This window comes from Pseudomonas taiwanensis DSM 21245 (genome assembly GCF_000425785.1).
In the GTDB taxonomy this organism is placed as follows: Bacteria; Pseudomonadota; Gammaproteobacteria; order Pseudomonadales; family Pseudomonadaceae; genus Aquipseudomonas; species Aquipseudomonas taiwanensis.
Map to the genome: position 1 here is coordinate 1 of NZ_AUEC01000030.1, position 16193 is coordinate 16193.

Genomic DNA, 16193 nt, shown 5'->3' on the forward strand with positions numbered 1-16193 from the left:
ATGACTGTCACCCTGATCAAGACCATCGCAATGGAAGACGGTCTGCGCTTCGCTATCCGTGAAGGCGGTCGTACCGTCGGCGCCGGCGTCGTAGCCAAAATCATCGAGTAATCACTCGGTCGATTGAAAAAGCCCCCGCTCAGCGGGGGCTTTTTTTATTGGGTTGACACTAAATGGGGGCGTCTATAGAATCACGCCTCCTTTTAACGGGCGTAGTGCGCCCGATGGGAACAGCCTGGAGTCTGAAATCCAATGCAAAATCAGCAAATCCGTATCAGGTTGAAGGCTTTCGACCATCGCCTGATCGACCAATCCACCCAGGAAATCGTGGAAACCGCGAAACGTACTGGTGCACAAGTGCGTGGTCCAATTCCACTGCCTACCCGCAAAGAGCGTTTCACCGTTCTGGTCTCCCCGCACGTCAACAAAGACGCGCGTGATCAGTACGAGATTCGCACTCATAAGCGTGTTCTGGACATCGTCCAGCCAACGGATAAAACCGTTGATGCGCTGATGAAGCTTGATCTCGCGGCAGGCGTGGAAGTGCAGATCAGCCTCGGCTAAGACTTCGGTCTGGTCGTGTAACGCTCTGAAATGGGCGGCCATAGCGGGTGAAAGCCCCGTACACTCATGAGGTTTACAACATGACTATTGGTGTAGTCGGTCGCAAGTGCGGTATGACCCGCATTTTCACCGAAGAAGGTGTCTCCATTCCGGTCACGGTCATTGAGATCGAGCCGAATCGCGTCACCCAGTTCAAAACTGAAGAAACCGATGGCTACCGTGCAGTGCAAGTCACTGTCGGCGAGCGTCGTGCTTCGCGCGTGACTGCCGCTCAGGCAGGTCACTTCGCTAAAGCGAACGTTGCCGCTGGTCGCGGTGTCTGGGAGTTCCGTCTTGAAGAAGGCGAGTTCCAGGCTGGCGACTCGATCAAAGCTGAACTCTTCGCTGCAGGCCAGCTGGTAGACGTTACTGGTCAGTCCAAAGGTAAAGGCTTCGCCGGTACCATCAAGCGCTGGAACTTCCGTGGTCAGGACAACACCCACGGTAACTCCGTGTCGCACCGTGTCCCAGGCTCCATCGGCCAGTGCCAGACTCCTGGTCGTGTGTTCAAGGGCAAGAAAATGTCCGGTCACATGGGCGCCGAGCGCGTGACTGTTCAGTCCCTGGAAGTAGTGCGTGTAGACGCTGAGCGCAATCTGCTGCTGGTCAAGGGTGCCGTTCCGGGCGCTACTGGCGGCGACGTGATTGTTCGTCCAGCTGTCAAGGCTCGCGGTTAAGGGGAAACTGACATGCAACTCAATGTAAATGACGCTCAGGCGATCGAAGTTTCCGAACTGACCTTCGGTGGCGAATTCAACGAGACGCTGGTACACCAAGCAGTCGTGGCCTACATGGCCGGCGGCCGTCAGGGCACCAAGCAGCAGAAGACCCGTTCCGACGTGGCTGGTGGCGGTAAGCGCCCATGGCGTCAGAAGGGTACTGGCCGTGCTCGTGCTGGTACCACTCGTGGTCCGATTTGGCGTGGCGGTGGTGTTACCTTCGCAGCTCGTCCTCAGGATCACTCGCAGAAGCTCAACAAGAAGATGTATCGCGCAGCTCTGCGCTCCATCCTCGCTGAGCTGGTGCGTAGCGACCGTCTGGTCGTGGTTCAGGACTTCGCTGTTGAAGCCCCGAAAACCAAAGACCTGCTGAACAAGCTGAACGGCATGGGTCTGAACGACGTACTGATCGTTTCGGACGCTGTTGATCAGAACCTGTACCTGGCTGCTCGCAACCTGCCGCACGTAGATGTACGTGACGTTCAAGGTTCCGACCCGGTCAGTCTGATCGCATACGAGAAAGTGTTGATCACTGTCTCGGCCGTGAAGAAATTCGAGGAGCTGCTGGGATGAACCAGGAACGCGTATTTAAAGTCCTCCTTGGCCCGCACGTTTCCGAGAAGGCTACCGTTCTGGCTGAGAAAAAAGGCCAGTTCGTATTCAAGGTTGCTACCGATGCAACCAAGCTGGAAATCAAGAAAGCTGTCGAAGGCCTGTTCAACGTAAAAGTTGAAAACGTGTCGACCGTTAACGTTCTGGGTAAAACCAAGCGTACCGCACGTGGTCTGGGCAAGCGTAATGACTGGAAGAAGGCGATCGTCTCCCTTCAGCCAGGCCAAGATCTCGATTTCAGCAGCAGTGCTGAGTAAGGAAGGGGTGCATCATGGCAATCGTTAAATGCAAACCGACTTCCCCTGGCCGCCGTTTCGTGGTCAAGGTGGTCAACCAGGAGCTGCACAAAGGCGCTCCTCACGCACCGCTGATCGAGAAAAAATCGAAGTCTGGTGGTCGTAACAACAATGGCCGCATCACCACTCGTCACGTTGGTGGTGGTCACAAGCAGCATTACCGTCTGGTCGACTTCCGTCGCAACGACAAAGATGGCATTCCAGCCACTGTCGAGCGTATCGAATACGATCCGAACCGTACTGCTCACATCGCCCTGCTGTGCTACGCAGACGGCGAGCGTCGCTACATCATCGCCCCTAAAGGCGTGAGCGCTGGCGACCAGCTGATCGCAGGTGCCCTGGCCCCAATCAAGGCCGGTAACTCCCTGCAACTGCGCAACATCCCAGTAGGTAGCACCGTTCACGGCGTCGAACTGAAGCCGGGTAAAGGTGCTCAGATCGCTCGTTCCGCTGGTGCTTCGGCTCAGCTGATCGCTCGTGAAGGCGTCTACGTGACTCTGCGTCTGCGCTCCGGTGAGATGCGCAAAGTACTGGCTGAGTGCCGTGCGACCCTGGGCGAAGTCTCGAACTCCGAGCACAGCCTGCGCTCGCTGGGTAAAGCTGGTGCCAAACGCTGGCGCGGCGTTCGCCCAACCGTTCGTGGTGTTGCCATGAACCCGGTTGACCACCCACATGGTGGTGGTGAAGGTCGTACCTCCGGTGGTCGTCATCCGGTATCGCCATGGGGCTTCCCAACCAAGGGTGCTAAGACTCGTGGTAATAAGCGTACCGACAACATGATCGTCCGTCGTCGCAAGTAACTAGAGGGATACGACAGTGCCACGTTCTCTGAAAAAAGGTCCTTTTATCGATCTTCACCTTCTGAAGAAGATCGAAGTGGCGGTGGAGAAGAACGATCGCAAGCCAGTTAAAACCTGGTCGCGCCGTTCGATGATCCTGCCACAAATGGTCGGTCTGACCATCGCGGTACACAACGGTCGTCAACACGTCCCAGTTCTGGTGAACGAAGACATGGTCGGCCACAAACTGGGCGAGTTCGCCGGTACCCGCACCTATCGCGGGCACGTGGCTGACAAGAAAGCCAAGCGTTAAGGGGTAAGGAAATGGAAGTAGCCGCTAAGTTGTCGGGCGCTCGCATCTCCGCCCAGAAAGCCCGCTTGGTCGCCGACCAGATCCGCGGGAAGAAGGTGGGCGAAGCGCTCAACCTGTTGGCCTTCAGCAGCAAAAAAGCCGCTGAAATCATGAAGAAAGTCCTCGAGTCGGCCGTTGCCAACGCCGAACACAACGAAGGCGCAGACGTTGATGACCTGAAGGTCTCCACCGTCTTCGTCAACGAAGGGCGTTCGCTGAAGCGCATCATGCCACGTGCCAAAGGCCGTGCTGATCGCATCGTCAAGCGGTCTTGCCATATCACTGTCAAGGTTGCGGACAAGTAACGGAGTCGATCAGATGGGTCAGAAAGTACATCCCACTGGCATTCGCCTGGGAATCGTCAAGGAGCACACCTCCGTCTGGTACGCAGACGGTGCTACTTACGCAGATTACCTGTTGAAGGATCTGAAAACGCGTGAGTACCTCCAGGACAAACTAAAAAGCGCGTCCGTAAGCCGTATCGATATTCATCGTCCGGCTCAAACTGCACGCATCACCATCCACACCGCTCGTCCCGGTATCGTTATCGGTAAGAAAGGTGAAGATGTCGAGAAGCTGCGTCAGGACCTGACCAAGCAGATGGGTGTGCCTGTGCACATCAACATCGAAGAGATCCGCAAGCCGGAACTCGACGCTATGCTGGTTGCGCAGAGCGTAGCTCAGCAGCTGGAGCGCCGCGTAATGTTCCGTCGCGCCATGAAGCGCGCCGTTCAGAACGCCATGCGTATTGGTGCCAAGGGCATCAAGATCCAGGTGAGCGGTCGTCTCGGCGGTGCTGAGATTGCTCGTACCGAGTGGTATCGCGAAGGTCGTGTGCCTCTGCACACCCTGCGTGCCGATATCGACTACAACACCTACGAAGCTCACACCACCTACGGTGTGATCGGTGTGAAGGTTTGGATCTTCAAAGGCGAAGTTATTGGTGGTCGCCAAGAAGAACTGAAACCACAAGCACCAGCGCCTCGTAAAAAAGCTGCTAAGTAAGGGGTACGCCAAATGTTGCAACCAAAGCGTACAAAATTCCGCAAGCAGATGACCGGCCACAACCGTGGTCTGGCACTGCGCGGTAGCAAAGTCAGCTTCGGCGAATTCGCCCTGAAGGCTGTTGCTCGCGGTCGCCTCACCGCTCGCCAGATCGAGTCCGCACGTCGTGCGCTGACCCGTCACGTAAAACGTGGCGGTAAGATCTGGATCCGTGTGTTCCCGGACAAGCCGATCTCCAAGAAACCTCTCGAGGTTCGTATGGGTAAAGGTAAGGGTTCCGTGGAATACTGGGTTGCCCAGATTCAGCCAGGCAAAGTCCTGTACGAAATCGAGGGTGTTTCTGAAGAGCTGGCGCGCGAAGCTTTCGCTCTGGCCGCTGCAAAGCTGCCTCTCGCCACCTCCTTTGTTAAGCGGACGGTGATGTGATGAAAGCGAATGAACTTCGTGAAAAATCGGCACAGCAACTGAATGAGCAACTGCTCGGCTTGCTGCGCGACCAGTTCAATCTGCGTATGCAGAAAGCAACTGGCCAGTTGGGGCAGTCGCACCTGCTCTCGCAAGTTAAGCGTGACATCGCTCGCGTGAAAACTGTGCTCAACCAGCAGGCAGGTAAGTGATCATGGCTGAAGCTGAAAAAACCGTCCGTACGCTGACTGGCCGTGTCGTCAGCGACAAAATGGACAAGACCATCACCGTTCTGATCGAGCGTCGCGTTAAGCACCCGATCTACGGTAAATACGTTAAGCGTTCGACTAAGCTGCACGCGCACGACGAAGCCAACCAGTGCAAGATCGGCGACAAGGTTTCCATCCGTGAAACCCGTCCGCTGGCCAAGACCAAGTCCTGGGCACTGGTTGAAGTCCTCGAACGCGCTGTTGAAGTCTAAGGGCTAAGGGTCGGAGAAATTTTATGATTCAGACTCAATCCATGCTCGATGTGGCCGATAACAGCGGCGCTCGTCGCGTCATGTGCATCAAGGTGCTCGGCGGTTCGCACCGTCGTTACGCCGGTATCGGTGACATCATCAAGGTAACCGTCAAGGAAGCAATTCCGCGCGGTAAGGTCAAAAAAGGCCAGGTGATGACTGCTGTTGTCGTCCGTACCCGTCACGGTGTACGTCGCGCTGACGGTTCCATCATTCGTTTCGACGGCAACGCTGCTGTTCTGCTGAACAACAAGCAAGAGCCGATCGGCACTCGCATCTTCGGGCCAGTGACCCGTGAACTTCGTACTGAGAAGTTCATGAAGATCGTCTCGCTCGCCCCTGAAGTGCTGTAAGGAGATCCGACATGCAAAAGATTCGTCGTGATGACGAGATCATCGTGATCGCCGGCAAAGACAAAGGTAAGCGCGGTAAGGTGCTGAAGGTTCTCGCTGACGACCGTCTGGTCGTTGGCGGTGTCAACCTGGTCAAGCGTCATACCAAGCCTAACCCGATGGCGGGCGTACAGGGCGGTATCGTCGAAAAAGAAGCGCCTCTGCACGCTTCCAACGTTGCCATTTTCAACAGCGAAACCAACAAGGCAGACCGCGTTGGCTTCAAAGTTGAAGACGGCAAGAAAATTCGTGTCTTCAAGTCGACCCAGAAAGCGGTTGATGCTTGAACACTGCTAGGTAGAAGACAATGGCACGACTGAAAGAGATTTACCGGAACGAAATCGCTCCCAAGCTTAAGGAAGAACTTAAGCTTTCGAACGTGATGGAAGTTCCGCGCGTAACCAAGATCACCCTGAACATGGGCCTGGGCGAAGCGATCGGTGACAAGAAAGTCATCGAGCACGCTGTTGCCGACCTGGAAAAGATCACTGGTCAAAAGCCAGTTGTGACTTTCGCTCGTAAATCCATCGCGGGCTTCAAAGTCCGTGAAGGTTGGCCGATCGGTGTCAAGGTGACCCTGCGTCGCGACAAGATGTACGAGTTCCTGGACCGCCTGCTGGCGATCTCCCTGCCTCGGGTTCGCGACTTCCGCGGCCTGAACGCCAAGTCCTTCGACGGTCGTGGCAACTACAGCATGGGCGTGAAAGAGCAGATCATCTTCCCGGAAATCGATTACGACAAGATCGATGCTCTGCGCGGTCTGGACATTACCCTGACCACCACTGCTCGTACGGATGATGAAGGCCGCGCACTGCTGCGTGCTTTCAAATTCCCGTTCCGCAACTGATTGGAGTAGGAAAATGGCCAAGAAGAGCATGAAGAACCGCGAGCTGAAGCGTCAGCTCACGGTAGCCAAGTACGCTAAGAAGCGTGCCGAGCTGAAAGCGACCATCGTCAACCTGAACGCCTCTCCAGAAGAGCGTTTCGCTGCCGTAGTCGCTCTGCAGAAACAGCCACGTGACGCCAGCGCTTCGCGCCTGCGCAACCGTTGCCGCCTGACCGGTCGTCCTCACGGTGTATACCGTAAGTTCGGCCTGGGCCGTAACATGCTGCGTCAAGCTGCAATGCGCGGCGACGTACCAGGCCTGGTCAAAGCCTCCTGGTAATCGCTGCAGGTGTGATCCCGGCGGAAGGGGAGCAATCTTCCGACCGTCGGTGACCTCGCCAACAAACAAGCCCCTATACGGGGCTTGTTTCGTTTCTGTCTTGTGTCTAGAATGACCGGCTCACCTGAGCCTGGGTTTTTTGCCCTGCCTGCTCGGGTGGTTGTGATAGCCGCAAGGCTAATAATTCTTGTATCAGGAGCATCTAGCCCATGAGTATGCAGGACCCGTTAGCGGACATGCTAACTCGCATCCGTAATGCCCAGATGGCTGAAAAGTCCGTCGTAAGCATGCCTTCCTCCACCCTGAAGGTCGCGGTTGCCAAAGTTCTGAAGGACGAAGGTTACATCGCTGGCTACCAGGTCAGTGGCGAAGCCAAGCCTTCCCTGTCGATCGAACTGAAGTACTTCGAAGGCCGTCCGGTCATCGAGGAGCTGAAGCGCTCCAGCCGTCCAGGCCTGCGCCAGTACAAGTCCGTCTCTGACCTGCCGAAAGTACGTGGCGGTCTGGGCGTGTCTATCGTCTCCACCAACAAAGGTGTGATGACTGATCGCGCTGCGCGCGCTGCCGGTGTCGGCGGCGAAGTTCTGTGCACAGTGTTCTAAGGGGAGATAGGCATGTCTCGCGTCGCTAAGAACCCCGTTAAGCTGCCAGCTGGTGTCGAAGTCAAATTCGCCGGCCAACAGCTTTCGGTTAAGGGTGCCAAAGGCACTCTCGAACTGAATGTTCACTCGTCTGTTGAAGTTACCGAAGAGTCTGGCGAGCTGCGTTTCGTCGCTCGCAATGGTGACCAGCAAGCTCGCGCCATGGCCGGTACTACCCGTGCTCTGGTCAACAACATGGTCCAAGGCGTAAGCCAAGGCTTCGAGCGTAAGCTCCAGCTGGTCGGTGTTGGTTACAAGGCACAGGCTAAAGGCACCGTTCTGAACCTGGCTCTGGGCTTCTCGCACCCAGTGGACTACGAACTGCCAGCCGGTATCACCGCTGAAACCCCAAGCCAGACCGACATCCTGATCAAGGGTATCGATAAGCAGTTGGTGGGTCAGGTGGCCGCTGAAATCCGCGACTTCCGTCCGCCAGAGCCTTACAAAGGCAAGGGTGTGCGTTACGCGGACGAAGTAGTCCGTCGTAAAGAAGCCAAGAAGAAGTAGGGCCTAGCAAATGACCGACAAAAAAGTTACTCGACTGCGTCGCGCTCGCAAAGCACGCCTGAAAATGCACGAACTCGAAGTCGTGCGTCTCTGCGTGTTCCGCTCCTCGCAGCACATCTATGCCCAGGTCATTTCGGCCGACGGCAGCAAGGTTCTGGCAAGCGCCTCGACCTTGGACAAAGAACTGCGTGATGGCGCCACCGGCAACATCGACGCGGCCACTAAGGTTGGCAAGCTGGTAGCTGAGCGTGCGAAAGCCGCCGGTGTATCTCAAGTTGCCTTTGACCGTTCCGGCTTCAAGTACCACGGCCGCGTCAAAGCGCTGGCTGATGCTGCTCGTGAAGGCGGGCTGGAGTTCTAAGTTATGGCAAATAACGATCAAAAGCGCGACGAAGGCTACATCGAGAAGCTGGTTCAAGTTAACCGCGTAGCTAAAACCGTTAAAGGCGGCCGTATCTTCACCTTCACCGCGCTGACCGTGGTTGGTGATGGCAAGGGTCGTGTTGGTTTCGGCCGTGGCAAATCGCGCGAAGTACCTGCCGCGATCCAGAAAGCCATGGAAGCTGCTCGTCGCAACATGATTCAGGTTGACCTGAAAGGCACCACCCTGCAGTACGCCACCAAGGCCGCCCACGGCGCCTCGAAGGTTTACATGCAGCCTGCCTCGGAAGGTACCGGTATCATCGCCGGCGGCGCCATGCGTGCCGTCCTGGAAGTTGCTGGCGTTCAGAACGTCCTGGCCAAGTGCTACGGTTCGACCAACCCAGTGAACGTGGTTTACGCCACCTTCAAGGGTCTGAAAGCCATGCAATCTCCTGAGTCCATTGCTGCCAAGCGCGGCAAGAGCGTTGAGGAGATCATCTGATCATGGCAACCGTAAAAGTAACGCTGATCAAAAGCACCGCCGGCCGTCTGCCTAACCACAAACTGTGCGTTAAAGGCCTGGGTCTGCGTCGCATCGGTCACACTGTAGAAGTCCAGGATACTCCCGAGAACCGCGGGATGATCAACAAGGCTTACTACATGCTGCGCGTCGAGGGTTAATCGATGAAACTCAATGATCTGAGTCCAGCGCCGGGTTCCCGTCGCGAAAAGCATCGTCCGGGTCGTGGTATCGGTAGCGGTCTGGGTAAGACTGGCGGCCGTGGCCACAAAGGTCAGACTTCCCGTTCGGGTGGTTCGATCGCTCCGGGCTTCGAAGGCGGTCAACAGCCGCTGCACCGTCGCCTGCCGAAGTTCGGCTTCGTTTCCCTGAAAGCCATGGACCGCGCAGAAGTGCGTCTGTCCGAGCTGGCCAAGGTGGAAGGCGACGTGGTCTCCGTGCAATCCCTGAAGGATGCCAACGTGATCGGCCAGAACGTCCAGCGTGTGAAAATCATGCTGTCTGGCGAAGTCACTCGCGCAGTCACCATCAAGGGTATCGCAGCCACCAAGGGTGCGCGTGCGGCTATCGAAGCAGCTGGCGGCAAGTTCGAGGAATAAATGGCTAAGCAAGGTGCTCTCTCTTCGCTCGGTAAGGGCGGGATGTCGGAACTCTGGGCTCGTCTGCGCTTTCTGTTCATGGCGATCATCGTCTATCGGATAGGTGCGCATATCCCGGTTCCTGGCATCAATCCAGACCGTCTGGCGGATCTGTTTCGGCAGAATGAGGGGACCATTCTTAGCTTGTTCAACATGTTTTCCGGTGGCGCGCTCGAGCGCATGAGCATCTTTGCACTGGGGATCATGCCGTATATCTCGGCATCGATCATCATGCAGCTGATGACTGCGGTCAGCCCGCAACTGGAGCAGTTGAAGAAGGAAGGTGAAGCTGGCCGTCGCAAGATCAGCCAGTACACCCGCTACGGCACCGTTATCCTGGCACTGGTTCAAGCCATTGGCATGTCCATTGGCCTGGCCAACCAGGGCGTGGCGTTTTCTGTAGGCCTGGGCTTCCATGTCGTTGCCGTCTCCACGTTCGTGGCTGGCGCGATGTTCATGATGTGGCTGGGCGAGCAGATCACCGAGCGCGGTGTGGGCAACGGTATCTCGATGTTGATCTTCGCAGGTATCGTTGCCGGTCTTCCGAGAGCAATCGGGCAGTCTTTCGAGTCTGCACGCACAGGCGATATCAACATCTTCGCCCTAGTCGCTATCGGTTTGCTGGCAGTAGCGATTATCGGTTTCGTGGTGTTCATCGAGCGTGGTCAGCGTCGTATCGCCGTTCACTACGCCAAGCGTCAGCAGGGCCGTAAGGTCTTCGCTGCGCAGACCAGCCACTTGCCGTTGAAAGTGAACATGGCAGGGGTTATCCCGGCCATCTTCGCGAGCAGCATTCTGCTGTTCCCGGCTTCGCTGGGTGCCTGGTTCGGTCAGTCCGAAGGTATGGGCTGGCTGCAGGACATCTCGCAGTCGATCGCTCCTGGTCAGCCGTTGAACATTCTGCTGTTTAGTGCAGGGATCATTTTCTTCTGCTTCTTCTACACAGCGCTGATGTTCAACCCGAAAGACGTAGCGGAAAACCTGAAGAAGTCCGGTGCCTTTATTCCGGGTATCCGTCCTGGTGAGCAGTCGGCACGCTACATTGATGGCGTTCTGACTCGTCTGACCATGTTCGGTGCTCTTTACATGATGGCCGTCTGCCTTCTGCCCCAGTTCCTGGTGGTGGCAGCAAATGTGCCGTTCTACCTTGGCGGGACCTCGTTGCTGATTGTGGTAGTGGTTGTGATGGACTTCATGTCCCAAGTACAATCGCACCTCGTTTCGCACCAGTACGAATCCCTGATGAAGAAAGCCAACCTGAAAGGCTACGGTGGCAGCGGTCTGCTGCGCTGATACGCCCCTAAGGTTCGAGGAGTCGGTAATGAAAGTTCGTGCATCGGTGAAAAAGCTGTGCCGCAACTGCAAAATCATTCGTCGCGAAGGCGTCGTACGAGTGATCTGCAGCGCGGAACCGCGTCACAAACAGCGCCAAGGCTGAGTGTGATCTGCGCTTCAAACCCAGCAGCTAGTGTGCTGCTGGGTTGATTATTCGTTTCTACAGCGATATTATCTCGCGCCCTATTTCTTGGCTTCCGGGGCGTAGGTAGCTGTCAATTGGAGTCCCACTGAATGGCCCGTATTGCAGGCGTCAACATTCCAGATAACAAGCATACTGTTATCTCGCTGACCTACATCTATGGTGTCGGTCGCACTACTGCACAGAAGATCTGTGCAGACGCTGGTGTCAACCCAGCCGCTAAGATCAAGGATCTGAGCGACGAGCAAATCGAAATCCTGCGTGGCGAAGTCGCGAAGTTCACCACTGAAGGTGACCTGCGTCGTGACATCAACATGAAGATCAAACGCTTGATGGACCTGGGTTGCTACCGCGGCCTGCGTCATCGTAAAGGTCTGCCGGTTCGCGGTCAGCGCACCAAGACCAACGCACGCACCCGTAAGGGCCCGCGTAAGCCGATCCGCAAGTAATCGCCCAGGAATATAGACATGGCAAAACCTGCTGCTCGTCCTCGTAAGAAAGTCAAAAAGACAGTGGTTGATGGCATCGCCCACATCCATGCGTCTTTCAACAACACCATCGTGACCATCACCGACCGTCAGGGCAACGCGTTGTCCTGGGCTACCTCCGGTGGTTCGGGTTTCCGTGGTTCGCGCAAATCCACCCCGTTCGCAGCTCAGATCGCTGCTGAACGTGCTGGTCAAGCTGCGCTGGAATATGGTCTGAAGAACCTCGACGTTAACGTCAAGGGTCCAGGTCCAGGTCGTGAGTCCGCCGTTCGTGCACTGAACAGCTGCGGCTACAAGATCGCCAGCATCACCGACGTGACGCCTATCCCGCACAACGGGTGCCGTCCGCCGAAGAAGCGTCGCGTGTAATCAGGAGACAGATAAATGGCACGTTACATTGGTCCAAAATGCAAACTGTCTCGCCGTGAAGGCACTGACCTGTTCCTGAAGAGCGGTGTTCGCGCTCTGGAATCGAAGTGCAACATCGAAGCAGCCCCAGGTATCCACGGCCAGCGCCGTGGCCGTCAGTCCGACTACGGTACCCAGCTGCGCGAGAAACAAAAAGTCCGTCGTATCTACGGTGTTCTGGAGCGTCAGTTCCGCGGTTACTACCAAGCTGCTGCCTCGAAAAAAGGCGCAACTGGTGAGAACCTGCTGCAACTGCTCGAGTGCCGTCTGGATAACGTCGTCTACCGTATGGGCTTCGGCTCGACTCGTTCCGAGTCCCGTCAGCTGGTTTCGCACAAAGCGATCAGCGTCAACGGTAAGACTGTAAACATTCCATCCTACCAAGTTCGTCCGGGTGACGTGGTCGCGGTTCGCGAGAAGTCGTCGAACCAGCTGCGCATTGTTCAAGCCCTTGAACTGTGCGCCCAGCGTGGCCGCGTTGAGTGGGTAGACGTAGATGCTGCTAAAAAGTCGGGCGTTTTCAAGAACGTTCCTGCTCGCAGCGACCTGTCTGCCGACATCAACGAAAACCTGATTGTCGAGCTCTACTCCAAGTAAGGGCTAGAAAATAGGTGCATCCATGCAGATTTCGGTAAATGAGTTCCTGACTCCCCGTCACATTGACGTGCAGGTAGTCAGTCCAACCCGCGCCAAGATTACGCTCGAGCCTCTCGAGCGTGGTTTCGGCCATACCCTGGGCAACGCGCTGCGCCGCATCCTGTTGTCCTCCATGCCTGGCTGTGCAGTAGTCGAGGCCGAGATCGATGGCGTACTCCACGAGTACTCCGCGATCGAAGGTGTACAGGAAGACGTAATTGAAATCCTGTTGAACCTGAAAGGTCTGGCTATCAAGCTGCACGGTCGTGACGAAGTTACGCTGACCTTGTCGAAAAAGGGTTCGGGGGTGGTTACCGCTGCCGATATTCAGCTGGATCACGATGTCGAGATCGTCAACCCCGATCACGTAATCGCGAACCTGGCGTCCAACGGCGCCCTGAACATGAAGCTCACTGTAGCTCGTGGTCGCGGTTACGAGCCGGCCGACTCTCGTCAAACTGACGAAGACGAAAGCCGCAGCATTGGCCGTCTCCAGCTGGACGCTTCGTTCAGCCCGGTGCGTCGTATCGCCTACGTGGTCGAGAACGCCCGTGTTGAACAGCGTACCAACCTGGACAAGCTGGTCATTGATCTGGAAACCAACGGCACCCTGGATCCTGAAGAGGCTATCCGCCGCGCTGCGACCATCCTGCAACAGCAGCTGGCCGCGTTCGTCGACCTCAAAGGTGACAGCGAGCCTGTCGTAGTCGAGCAGGAAGACGAGATCGATCCGATCCTGCTGCGTCCGGTTGACGACCTGGAACTGACTGTACGTTCGGCCAACTGCCTCAAGGCGGAGAACATCTACTACATCGGCGACCTGATTCAGCGTACCGAAGTAGAGCTGTTGAAGACTCCTAACCTGGGCAAGAAGTCCCTGACTGAAATCAAGGACGTGCTGGCCTCTCGTGGTCTGTCTCTCGGCATGCGCCTCGACAACTGGCCGCCTGCAAGTCTTAAGAAAGACGACAAGGCGACCGCCTGATCGTCGTAATCACCGAACGTAGTGTTTGGTAAGGAATGAATCATGCGTCATCGTAAAAGTGGACGTCACCTGAGCCGTACCAGCTCTCACCGCAAAGCTATGTTCCAGAACATGGCTGTGTCGCTGATCGAGCACGAGCTGATCAAAACCACCCTGCCGAAAGCCAAGGAACTGCGCCGCGTTGCCGAGCCGCTGATCACCCTGGCCAAGGAAGACAGCGTTGCTAACCGTCGTCTGGCCTTCGACCGTACCCGTTCGAAGTCCGCTGTTGGCAAACTGTTCAACGACCTGGGCAAGCGTTACGCCACCCGTCAGGGCGGCTACCTGCGCATCCTGAAGTGCGGTTTCCGCGCTGGCGACAACGCCCCTATGGCGTACGTCGAGCTGGTTGATCGTCCGGTCGGCGGTGCTGTAGAAGCTGCTGAGTAAGACGTTCTGTCTGCTACAAAGAACCGGGCCTAGTGCCCGGTTTTTTGTCTTTACATGTATTGTAATTATCTATTGATGTTAGTCATTCAATGAATTTGTTCTTGTAACCTCGTTCGCCAATACTCTCCTCAAGCCGTTTGGTCGGCACATCAAGACCCCATAAGGAGAGCCCATGAGCAAGATTCTCACCACCGCCAGCGGTGCACCCGTAGCCGATAACCAGAATTCCCGTTCTGCAGGCCCGCGCGGCCCGCTGCTGCTCGATGATTTCCACCTGGTGGAGAAACTCGCCCATTTCAACCGTGAGAACATCCCCGAGCGTCGTGTACACGCCAAGGGCTCGGGTGCTTACGGTACCTTCACGGTCACCCGCGACATCACCCATTACACCCATGCAAAACTGTTCTCGGAGGTCGGCAAGCAAACGGAGACCTTCCTGCGCTTCTCTACTGTTGGGGGTGAGCGTGGCTCGGCCGACACCGAGCGCGACCCGCGCGGTTTTGCCGTCAAGTTCTATACCGAAGAAGGCAACTGGGACATCGTTGGCAACAACACGCCGGTATTCTTCATCCGCGATCCGTTGAAGTTCCCTGACTTTATCCACACCCAGAAGCGCCATCCGCAGACCAACCTGAAAAATGCCCAGATGATGTGGGATTTCTGGTCGCACTCGCCCGAAGCGCTGCACCAGGTCACCATTCTGTTCTCTGACCGCGGAATTCCGGATGGCTATCGCCACATGCACGGGTTCGGCAGCCACACCTACAGCCTGGTCAATGCCCAAGGTGAGCGCACCTGGGTCAAATGGCACTTCAAGACCCAGCAGGGCATCAAGAATCTGGAACCTTCCGAAGCCGCGCGTTTGGCAGGTACTGACCCGGATTACGCGCAGCGTGACCTGTTCGAGGCCATTGCACGCGGCGATTACCCGCGCTGGACTGTCTGCATCCAGGTGATGAGCGAAGCCGAGGCAGCCGGACGTGGCGAGAATCCGTTCGATGTCACGAAAACCTGGTCGCAGAAAGATTTTCCGCTGATCGAGGTGGGCGTTCTGGAGCTCAACCGTAACCCGTTGAACTACTTTGCGGAAGTCGAGCAAGCCACGTTCGGCCCGAGCAACATGGTGCCTGGCGTTGGCCTCTCGCCCGACCGCATGCTGCAAGGCCGCGTGTTCGCCTATGCAGACGCCCACCGCTACCGCGTCGGGACCAACCATCAGCAGTTGCCGGTTAACGCGCCGCGCTGTCCGATGCACAGCTACCAGCGCGATGGCTCGATGGCTAACGGTAGCTATGGCAGTGCGCCGAACTATGAGCCGAACAGCTACGCGGACGCGCCCAAGCAGTCGGCACGTCACGCCGAGCCCGCGTTGCCCTTGAGTGGTGCCGCGGATCGTTACGATCACCGTGAGGACAATGACTACTACAGTCATGCCGGTGCGTTGTTCCGCTTGATGAATGAGCAGCAAAAGGCACTTCTTTTCCGCAACATCGCCGGCGCCATGGCCGGTGTCAGCGAAGAGGTGGTTCAGCGGCAGCTGCAGCACTTCTTCAAGGCTGACCCGGCCTACGCAGAAGGGATAGCCAAGGCGTTGGGCGTAAACCTCGCCTAAGTCGAAGTGATAAGAAGAACCGCCCTCAATTGGGCGGTTTTTCAATGAATATCACTACTGTTTAGCCGATTTTTTACTTCTAATTGCGCGTTTTTCAGTGACCGCGCGCGAAAGCTGGTTCACACTATGTGGCATAGACGTTTTCACATGGAGAAACAGGGCGATGCAAGGTCACCCGGATGTTATCAACTACCTCGTTACATTGCTGAAGGGCGAACTGGCGGCGCGCGACCAGTACTTCATCCACTCGCGTATGTACGAAGACTGGGGCCTGTCCAAGCTCTACGAGCGAATCAACCATGAGATGGAAGAAGAGACGCAGCACGCCGATGCCCTGATGCGTCGAATTCTCATGCTCGAAGGTACGCCAGACATGCGCGCGGATGACCTCGAAGTGGGTACAACCGTGCCGGAGATGATCGAAGCGGATCTGAAGCTCGAGTACAAGGTACGGGCTGCACTGTGCAAAGGCATCGAGCTTTGCGAGCTGCACAAGGATTACGTCAGCCGCGATATCCTGCGTGCGCAGTTGGCCGACACCGAGGAAGATCACACCTACTGGCTGGAGAAGCAGCAGGGCCTGATCAAGGCGATAGGCCTGGAGAACTACCTGCAGTCGCAGATGTAACGCCGGCCACCC

31 protein-coding genes are annotated in these 16193 nt (G+C 56.6%); all 31 read left to right on the forward strand.

Annotated elements, in window-relative coordinates:
- Positions 1 to 111: EF-Tu C-terminal domain-related protein (locus tag H620_RS26505; protein WP_080667851.1), on the forward strand; the 111-nt coding region annotated here is incomplete at its 5' end.
- 141 nt (positions 112 to 252) lie between these two features.
- On the forward strand, positions 253 to 564 hold the full coding sequence (gene rpsJ / locus H620_RS0114210) for a 30S ribosomal protein S10 (protein WP_003186070.1): 312 nt from the start codon (positions 253 to 255) through the stop codon (positions 562 to 564).
- A gap of 80 nt (positions 565 to 644) precedes the next feature.
- Positions 645 to 1280, forward strand: a complete 636-nt coding sequence (rplC, locus tag H620_RS0114215; protein ID WP_023382631.1) for a 50S ribosomal protein L3 — start codon at positions 645 to 647, stop codon at positions 1278 to 1280.
- A 12-nt stretch (positions 1281 to 1292) separates the two neighbouring features.
- Complete coding sequence (gene rplD / locus H620_RS0114220; protein WP_008089819.1) at positions 1293 to 1895, forward strand: 50S ribosomal protein L4; 603 nt, start codon at positions 1293 to 1295, stop codon at positions 1893 to 1895.
- Positions 1892 to 2191 carry a 50S ribosomal protein L23 gene (gene rplW / locus H620_RS0114225; RefSeq protein WP_003255484.1) on the forward strand — a complete coding sequence of 100 codons (300 nt, stop codon included), beginning with the start codon at positions 1892 to 1894 and terminating at the stop codon, positions 2189 to 2191. The genes rplD and rplW overlap by 4 nt, the downstream gene beginning before the upstream one ends.
- A 14-nt stretch (positions 2192 to 2205) precedes the next feature.
- Positions 2206 to 3030, forward strand: a complete 825-nt coding sequence (gene rplB, locus H620_RS0114230; RefSeq protein WP_023382630.1) for a 50S ribosomal protein L2 — start codon at positions 2206 to 2208, stop codon at positions 3028 to 3030.
- Between the two features lie 16 nt (positions 3031 to 3046).
- Entirely contained in the window at positions 3047 to 3322 is a 276-nt protein-coding gene (gene rpsS / locus H620_RS0114235) for a 30S ribosomal protein S19 (RefSeq protein ID WP_010486981.1), read from the forward strand.
- 11 nt (positions 3323 to 3333) lie between these two features.
- On the forward strand, positions 3334 to 3666 hold the full coding sequence (rplV, locus tag H620_RS0114240; RefSeq protein WP_003103908.1) for a 50S ribosomal protein L22: 333 nt from the start codon (positions 3334 to 3336) through the stop codon (positions 3664 to 3666).
- A 13-nt stretch (positions 3667 to 3679) separates the two neighbouring features.
- Positions 3680 to 4366: a 30S ribosomal protein S3 gene (rpsC, locus tag H620_RS0114245; protein ID WP_003255481.1), complete on the forward strand. Its 687-nt coding sequence runs from the start codon at positions 3680 to 3682 to the stop codon at positions 4364 to 4366.
- A 12-nt stretch (positions 4367 to 4378) separates the two neighbouring features.
- The gene (rplP, locus tag H620_RS0114250) at positions 4379 to 4792 is read left to right on the forward strand and encodes a 50S ribosomal protein L16 (protein WP_003255479.1); all 414 of its coding nucleotides are present in this window, start codon (positions 4379 to 4381) and stop codon (positions 4790 to 4792) included.
- Positions 4792 to 4983, forward strand: coding sequence for a 50S ribosomal protein L29 (gene rpmC / locus H620_RS0114255; protein WP_002555481.1), 192 nt, complete (start codon positions 4792 to 4794; stop codon positions 4981 to 4983). Before rplP ends, rpmC begins: the two co-directional genes overlap by 1 nt.
- A 2-nt stretch (positions 4984 to 4985) precedes the next feature.
- Positions 4986 to 5252, forward strand: a complete 267-nt coding sequence (rpsQ, locus tag H620_RS0114260) for a 30S ribosomal protein S17 (protein WP_003255478.1) — start codon at positions 4986 to 4988, stop codon at positions 5250 to 5252.
- A 23-nt stretch (positions 5253 to 5275) separates the two neighbouring features.
- Positions 5276 to 5644, forward strand: coding sequence for a 50S ribosomal protein L14 (gene rplN / locus H620_RS0114265; protein ID WP_002555479.1), 369 nt, complete (start codon positions 5276 to 5278; stop codon positions 5642 to 5644).
- An 11-nt stretch (positions 5645 to 5655) separates the two neighbouring features.
- Positions 5656 to 5970: a 50S ribosomal protein L24 gene (rplX, locus tag H620_RS0114270; protein ID WP_023382629.1), complete on the forward strand. Its 315-nt coding sequence runs from the start codon at positions 5656 to 5658 to the stop codon at positions 5968 to 5970.
- A 20-nt stretch (positions 5971 to 5990) separates the two neighbouring features.
- The gene (gene rplE / locus H620_RS0114275; RefSeq protein ID WP_023382628.1) at positions 5991 to 6530 is read left to right on the forward strand and encodes a 50S ribosomal protein L5; all 540 of its coding nucleotides are present in this window, start codon (positions 5991 to 5993) and stop codon (positions 6528 to 6530) included.
- 13 nt (positions 6531 to 6543) lie between these two features.
- Positions 6544 to 6849, forward strand: a complete 306-nt coding sequence (rpsN, locus tag H620_RS0114280; RefSeq protein WP_013970638.1) for a 30S ribosomal protein S14 — start codon at positions 6544 to 6546, stop codon at positions 6847 to 6849.
- Between the two features lie 209 nt (positions 6850 to 7058).
- Positions 7059 to 7451 carry a 30S ribosomal protein S8 gene (rpsH, locus tag H620_RS0114285; RefSeq protein ID WP_023382627.1) on the forward strand — a complete coding sequence of 131 codons (393 nt, stop codon included), beginning with the start codon at positions 7059 to 7061 and terminating at the stop codon, positions 7449 to 7451.
- Between the two features lie 12 nt (positions 7452 to 7463).
- The gene (rplF, locus tag H620_RS0114290) at positions 7464 to 7997 is read left to right on the forward strand and encodes a 50S ribosomal protein L6 (protein WP_009681972.1); all 534 of its coding nucleotides are present in this window, start codon (positions 7464 to 7466) and stop codon (positions 7995 to 7997) included.
- A gap of 10 nt (positions 7998 to 8007) precedes the next feature.
- Positions 8008 to 8358 carry a 50S ribosomal protein L18 gene (gene rplR / locus H620_RS0114295; RefSeq protein ID WP_009397496.1) on the forward strand — a complete coding sequence of 117 codons (351 nt, stop codon included), beginning with the start codon at positions 8008 to 8010 and terminating at the stop codon, positions 8356 to 8358.
- Positions 8359 to 8361: 3 nt separating this feature from the next.
- Positions 8362 to 8862, forward strand: coding sequence for a 30S ribosomal protein S5 (gene rpsE, locus H620_RS0114300; RefSeq protein ID WP_023382626.1), 501 nt, complete (start codon positions 8362 to 8364; stop codon positions 8860 to 8862).
- 2 nt (positions 8863 to 8864) lie between these two features.
- The gene (gene rpmD, locus H620_RS0114305) at positions 8865 to 9041 is read left to right on the forward strand and encodes a 50S ribosomal protein L30 (protein ID WP_009397493.1); all 177 of its coding nucleotides are present in this window, start codon (positions 8865 to 8867) and stop codon (positions 9039 to 9041) included.
- 3 nt (positions 9042 to 9044) lie between these two features.
- A complete protein-coding gene (gene rplO, locus H620_RS0114310; RefSeq protein ID WP_023382625.1) occupies positions 9045 to 9479 on the forward strand; it encodes a 50S ribosomal protein L15 in 435 nt (144 codons plus the stop codon).
- Positions 9480 to 10811 carry a preprotein translocase subunit SecY gene (secY, locus tag H620_RS0114315; RefSeq protein WP_003257108.1) on the forward strand — a complete coding sequence of 444 codons (1332 nt, stop codon included), beginning with the start codon at positions 9480 to 9482 and terminating at the stop codon, positions 10809 to 10811.
- A gap of 28 nt (positions 10812 to 10839) precedes the next feature.
- A complete protein-coding gene (gene rpmJ / locus H620_RS0114320; protein WP_002555468.1) occupies positions 10840 to 10956 on the forward strand; it encodes a 50S ribosomal protein L36 in 117 nt (38 codons plus the stop codon).
- A gap of 131 nt (positions 10957 to 11087) precedes the next feature.
- Positions 11088 to 11444 carry a 30S ribosomal protein S13 gene (gene rpsM / locus H620_RS0114325; protein WP_023382624.1) on the forward strand — a complete coding sequence of 119 codons (357 nt, stop codon included), beginning with the start codon at positions 11088 to 11090 and terminating at the stop codon, positions 11442 to 11444.
- A gap of 18 nt (positions 11445 to 11462) precedes the next feature.
- Positions 11463 to 11852, forward strand: a complete 390-nt coding sequence (gene rpsK / locus H620_RS0114330; RefSeq protein ID WP_003255454.1) for a 30S ribosomal protein S11 — start codon at positions 11463 to 11465, stop codon at positions 11850 to 11852.
- Positions 11853 to 11867: 15 nt separating this feature from the next.
- Positions 11868 to 12488 carry a 30S ribosomal protein S4 gene (rpsD, locus tag H620_RS0114335; RefSeq protein WP_023382623.1) on the forward strand — a complete coding sequence of 207 codons (621 nt, stop codon included), beginning with the start codon at positions 11868 to 11870 and terminating at the stop codon, positions 12486 to 12488.
- Positions 12489 to 12510: 22 nt separating this feature from the next.
- Positions 12511 to 13512 (forward strand): DNA-directed RNA polymerase subunit alpha, encoded by a 1002-nt coding sequence (locus H620_RS0114340; RefSeq protein WP_003255452.1) that lies wholly within the window; start codon positions 12511 to 12513, stop codon positions 13510 to 13512.
- A 42-nt stretch (positions 13513 to 13554) separates the two neighbouring features.
- Positions 13555 to 13941 (forward strand): 50S ribosomal protein L17, encoded by a 387-nt coding sequence (gene rplQ, locus H620_RS0114345; protein ID WP_003255451.1) that lies wholly within the window; start codon positions 13555 to 13557, stop codon positions 13939 to 13941.
- Between the two features lie 172 nt (positions 13942 to 14113).
- Complete coding sequence (locus H620_RS0114350) at positions 14114 to 15553, forward strand: catalase (RefSeq protein WP_027907533.1); 1440 nt, start codon at positions 14114 to 14116, stop codon at positions 15551 to 15553.
- A gap of 163 nt (positions 15554 to 15716) precedes the next feature.
- Entirely contained in the window at positions 15717 to 16181 is a 465-nt protein-coding gene (gene bfr, locus H620_RS0114355) for a bacterioferritin (RefSeq protein WP_023382621.1), read from the forward strand.
- Positions 16182 to 16193 lie beyond the last annotated feature (12 nt).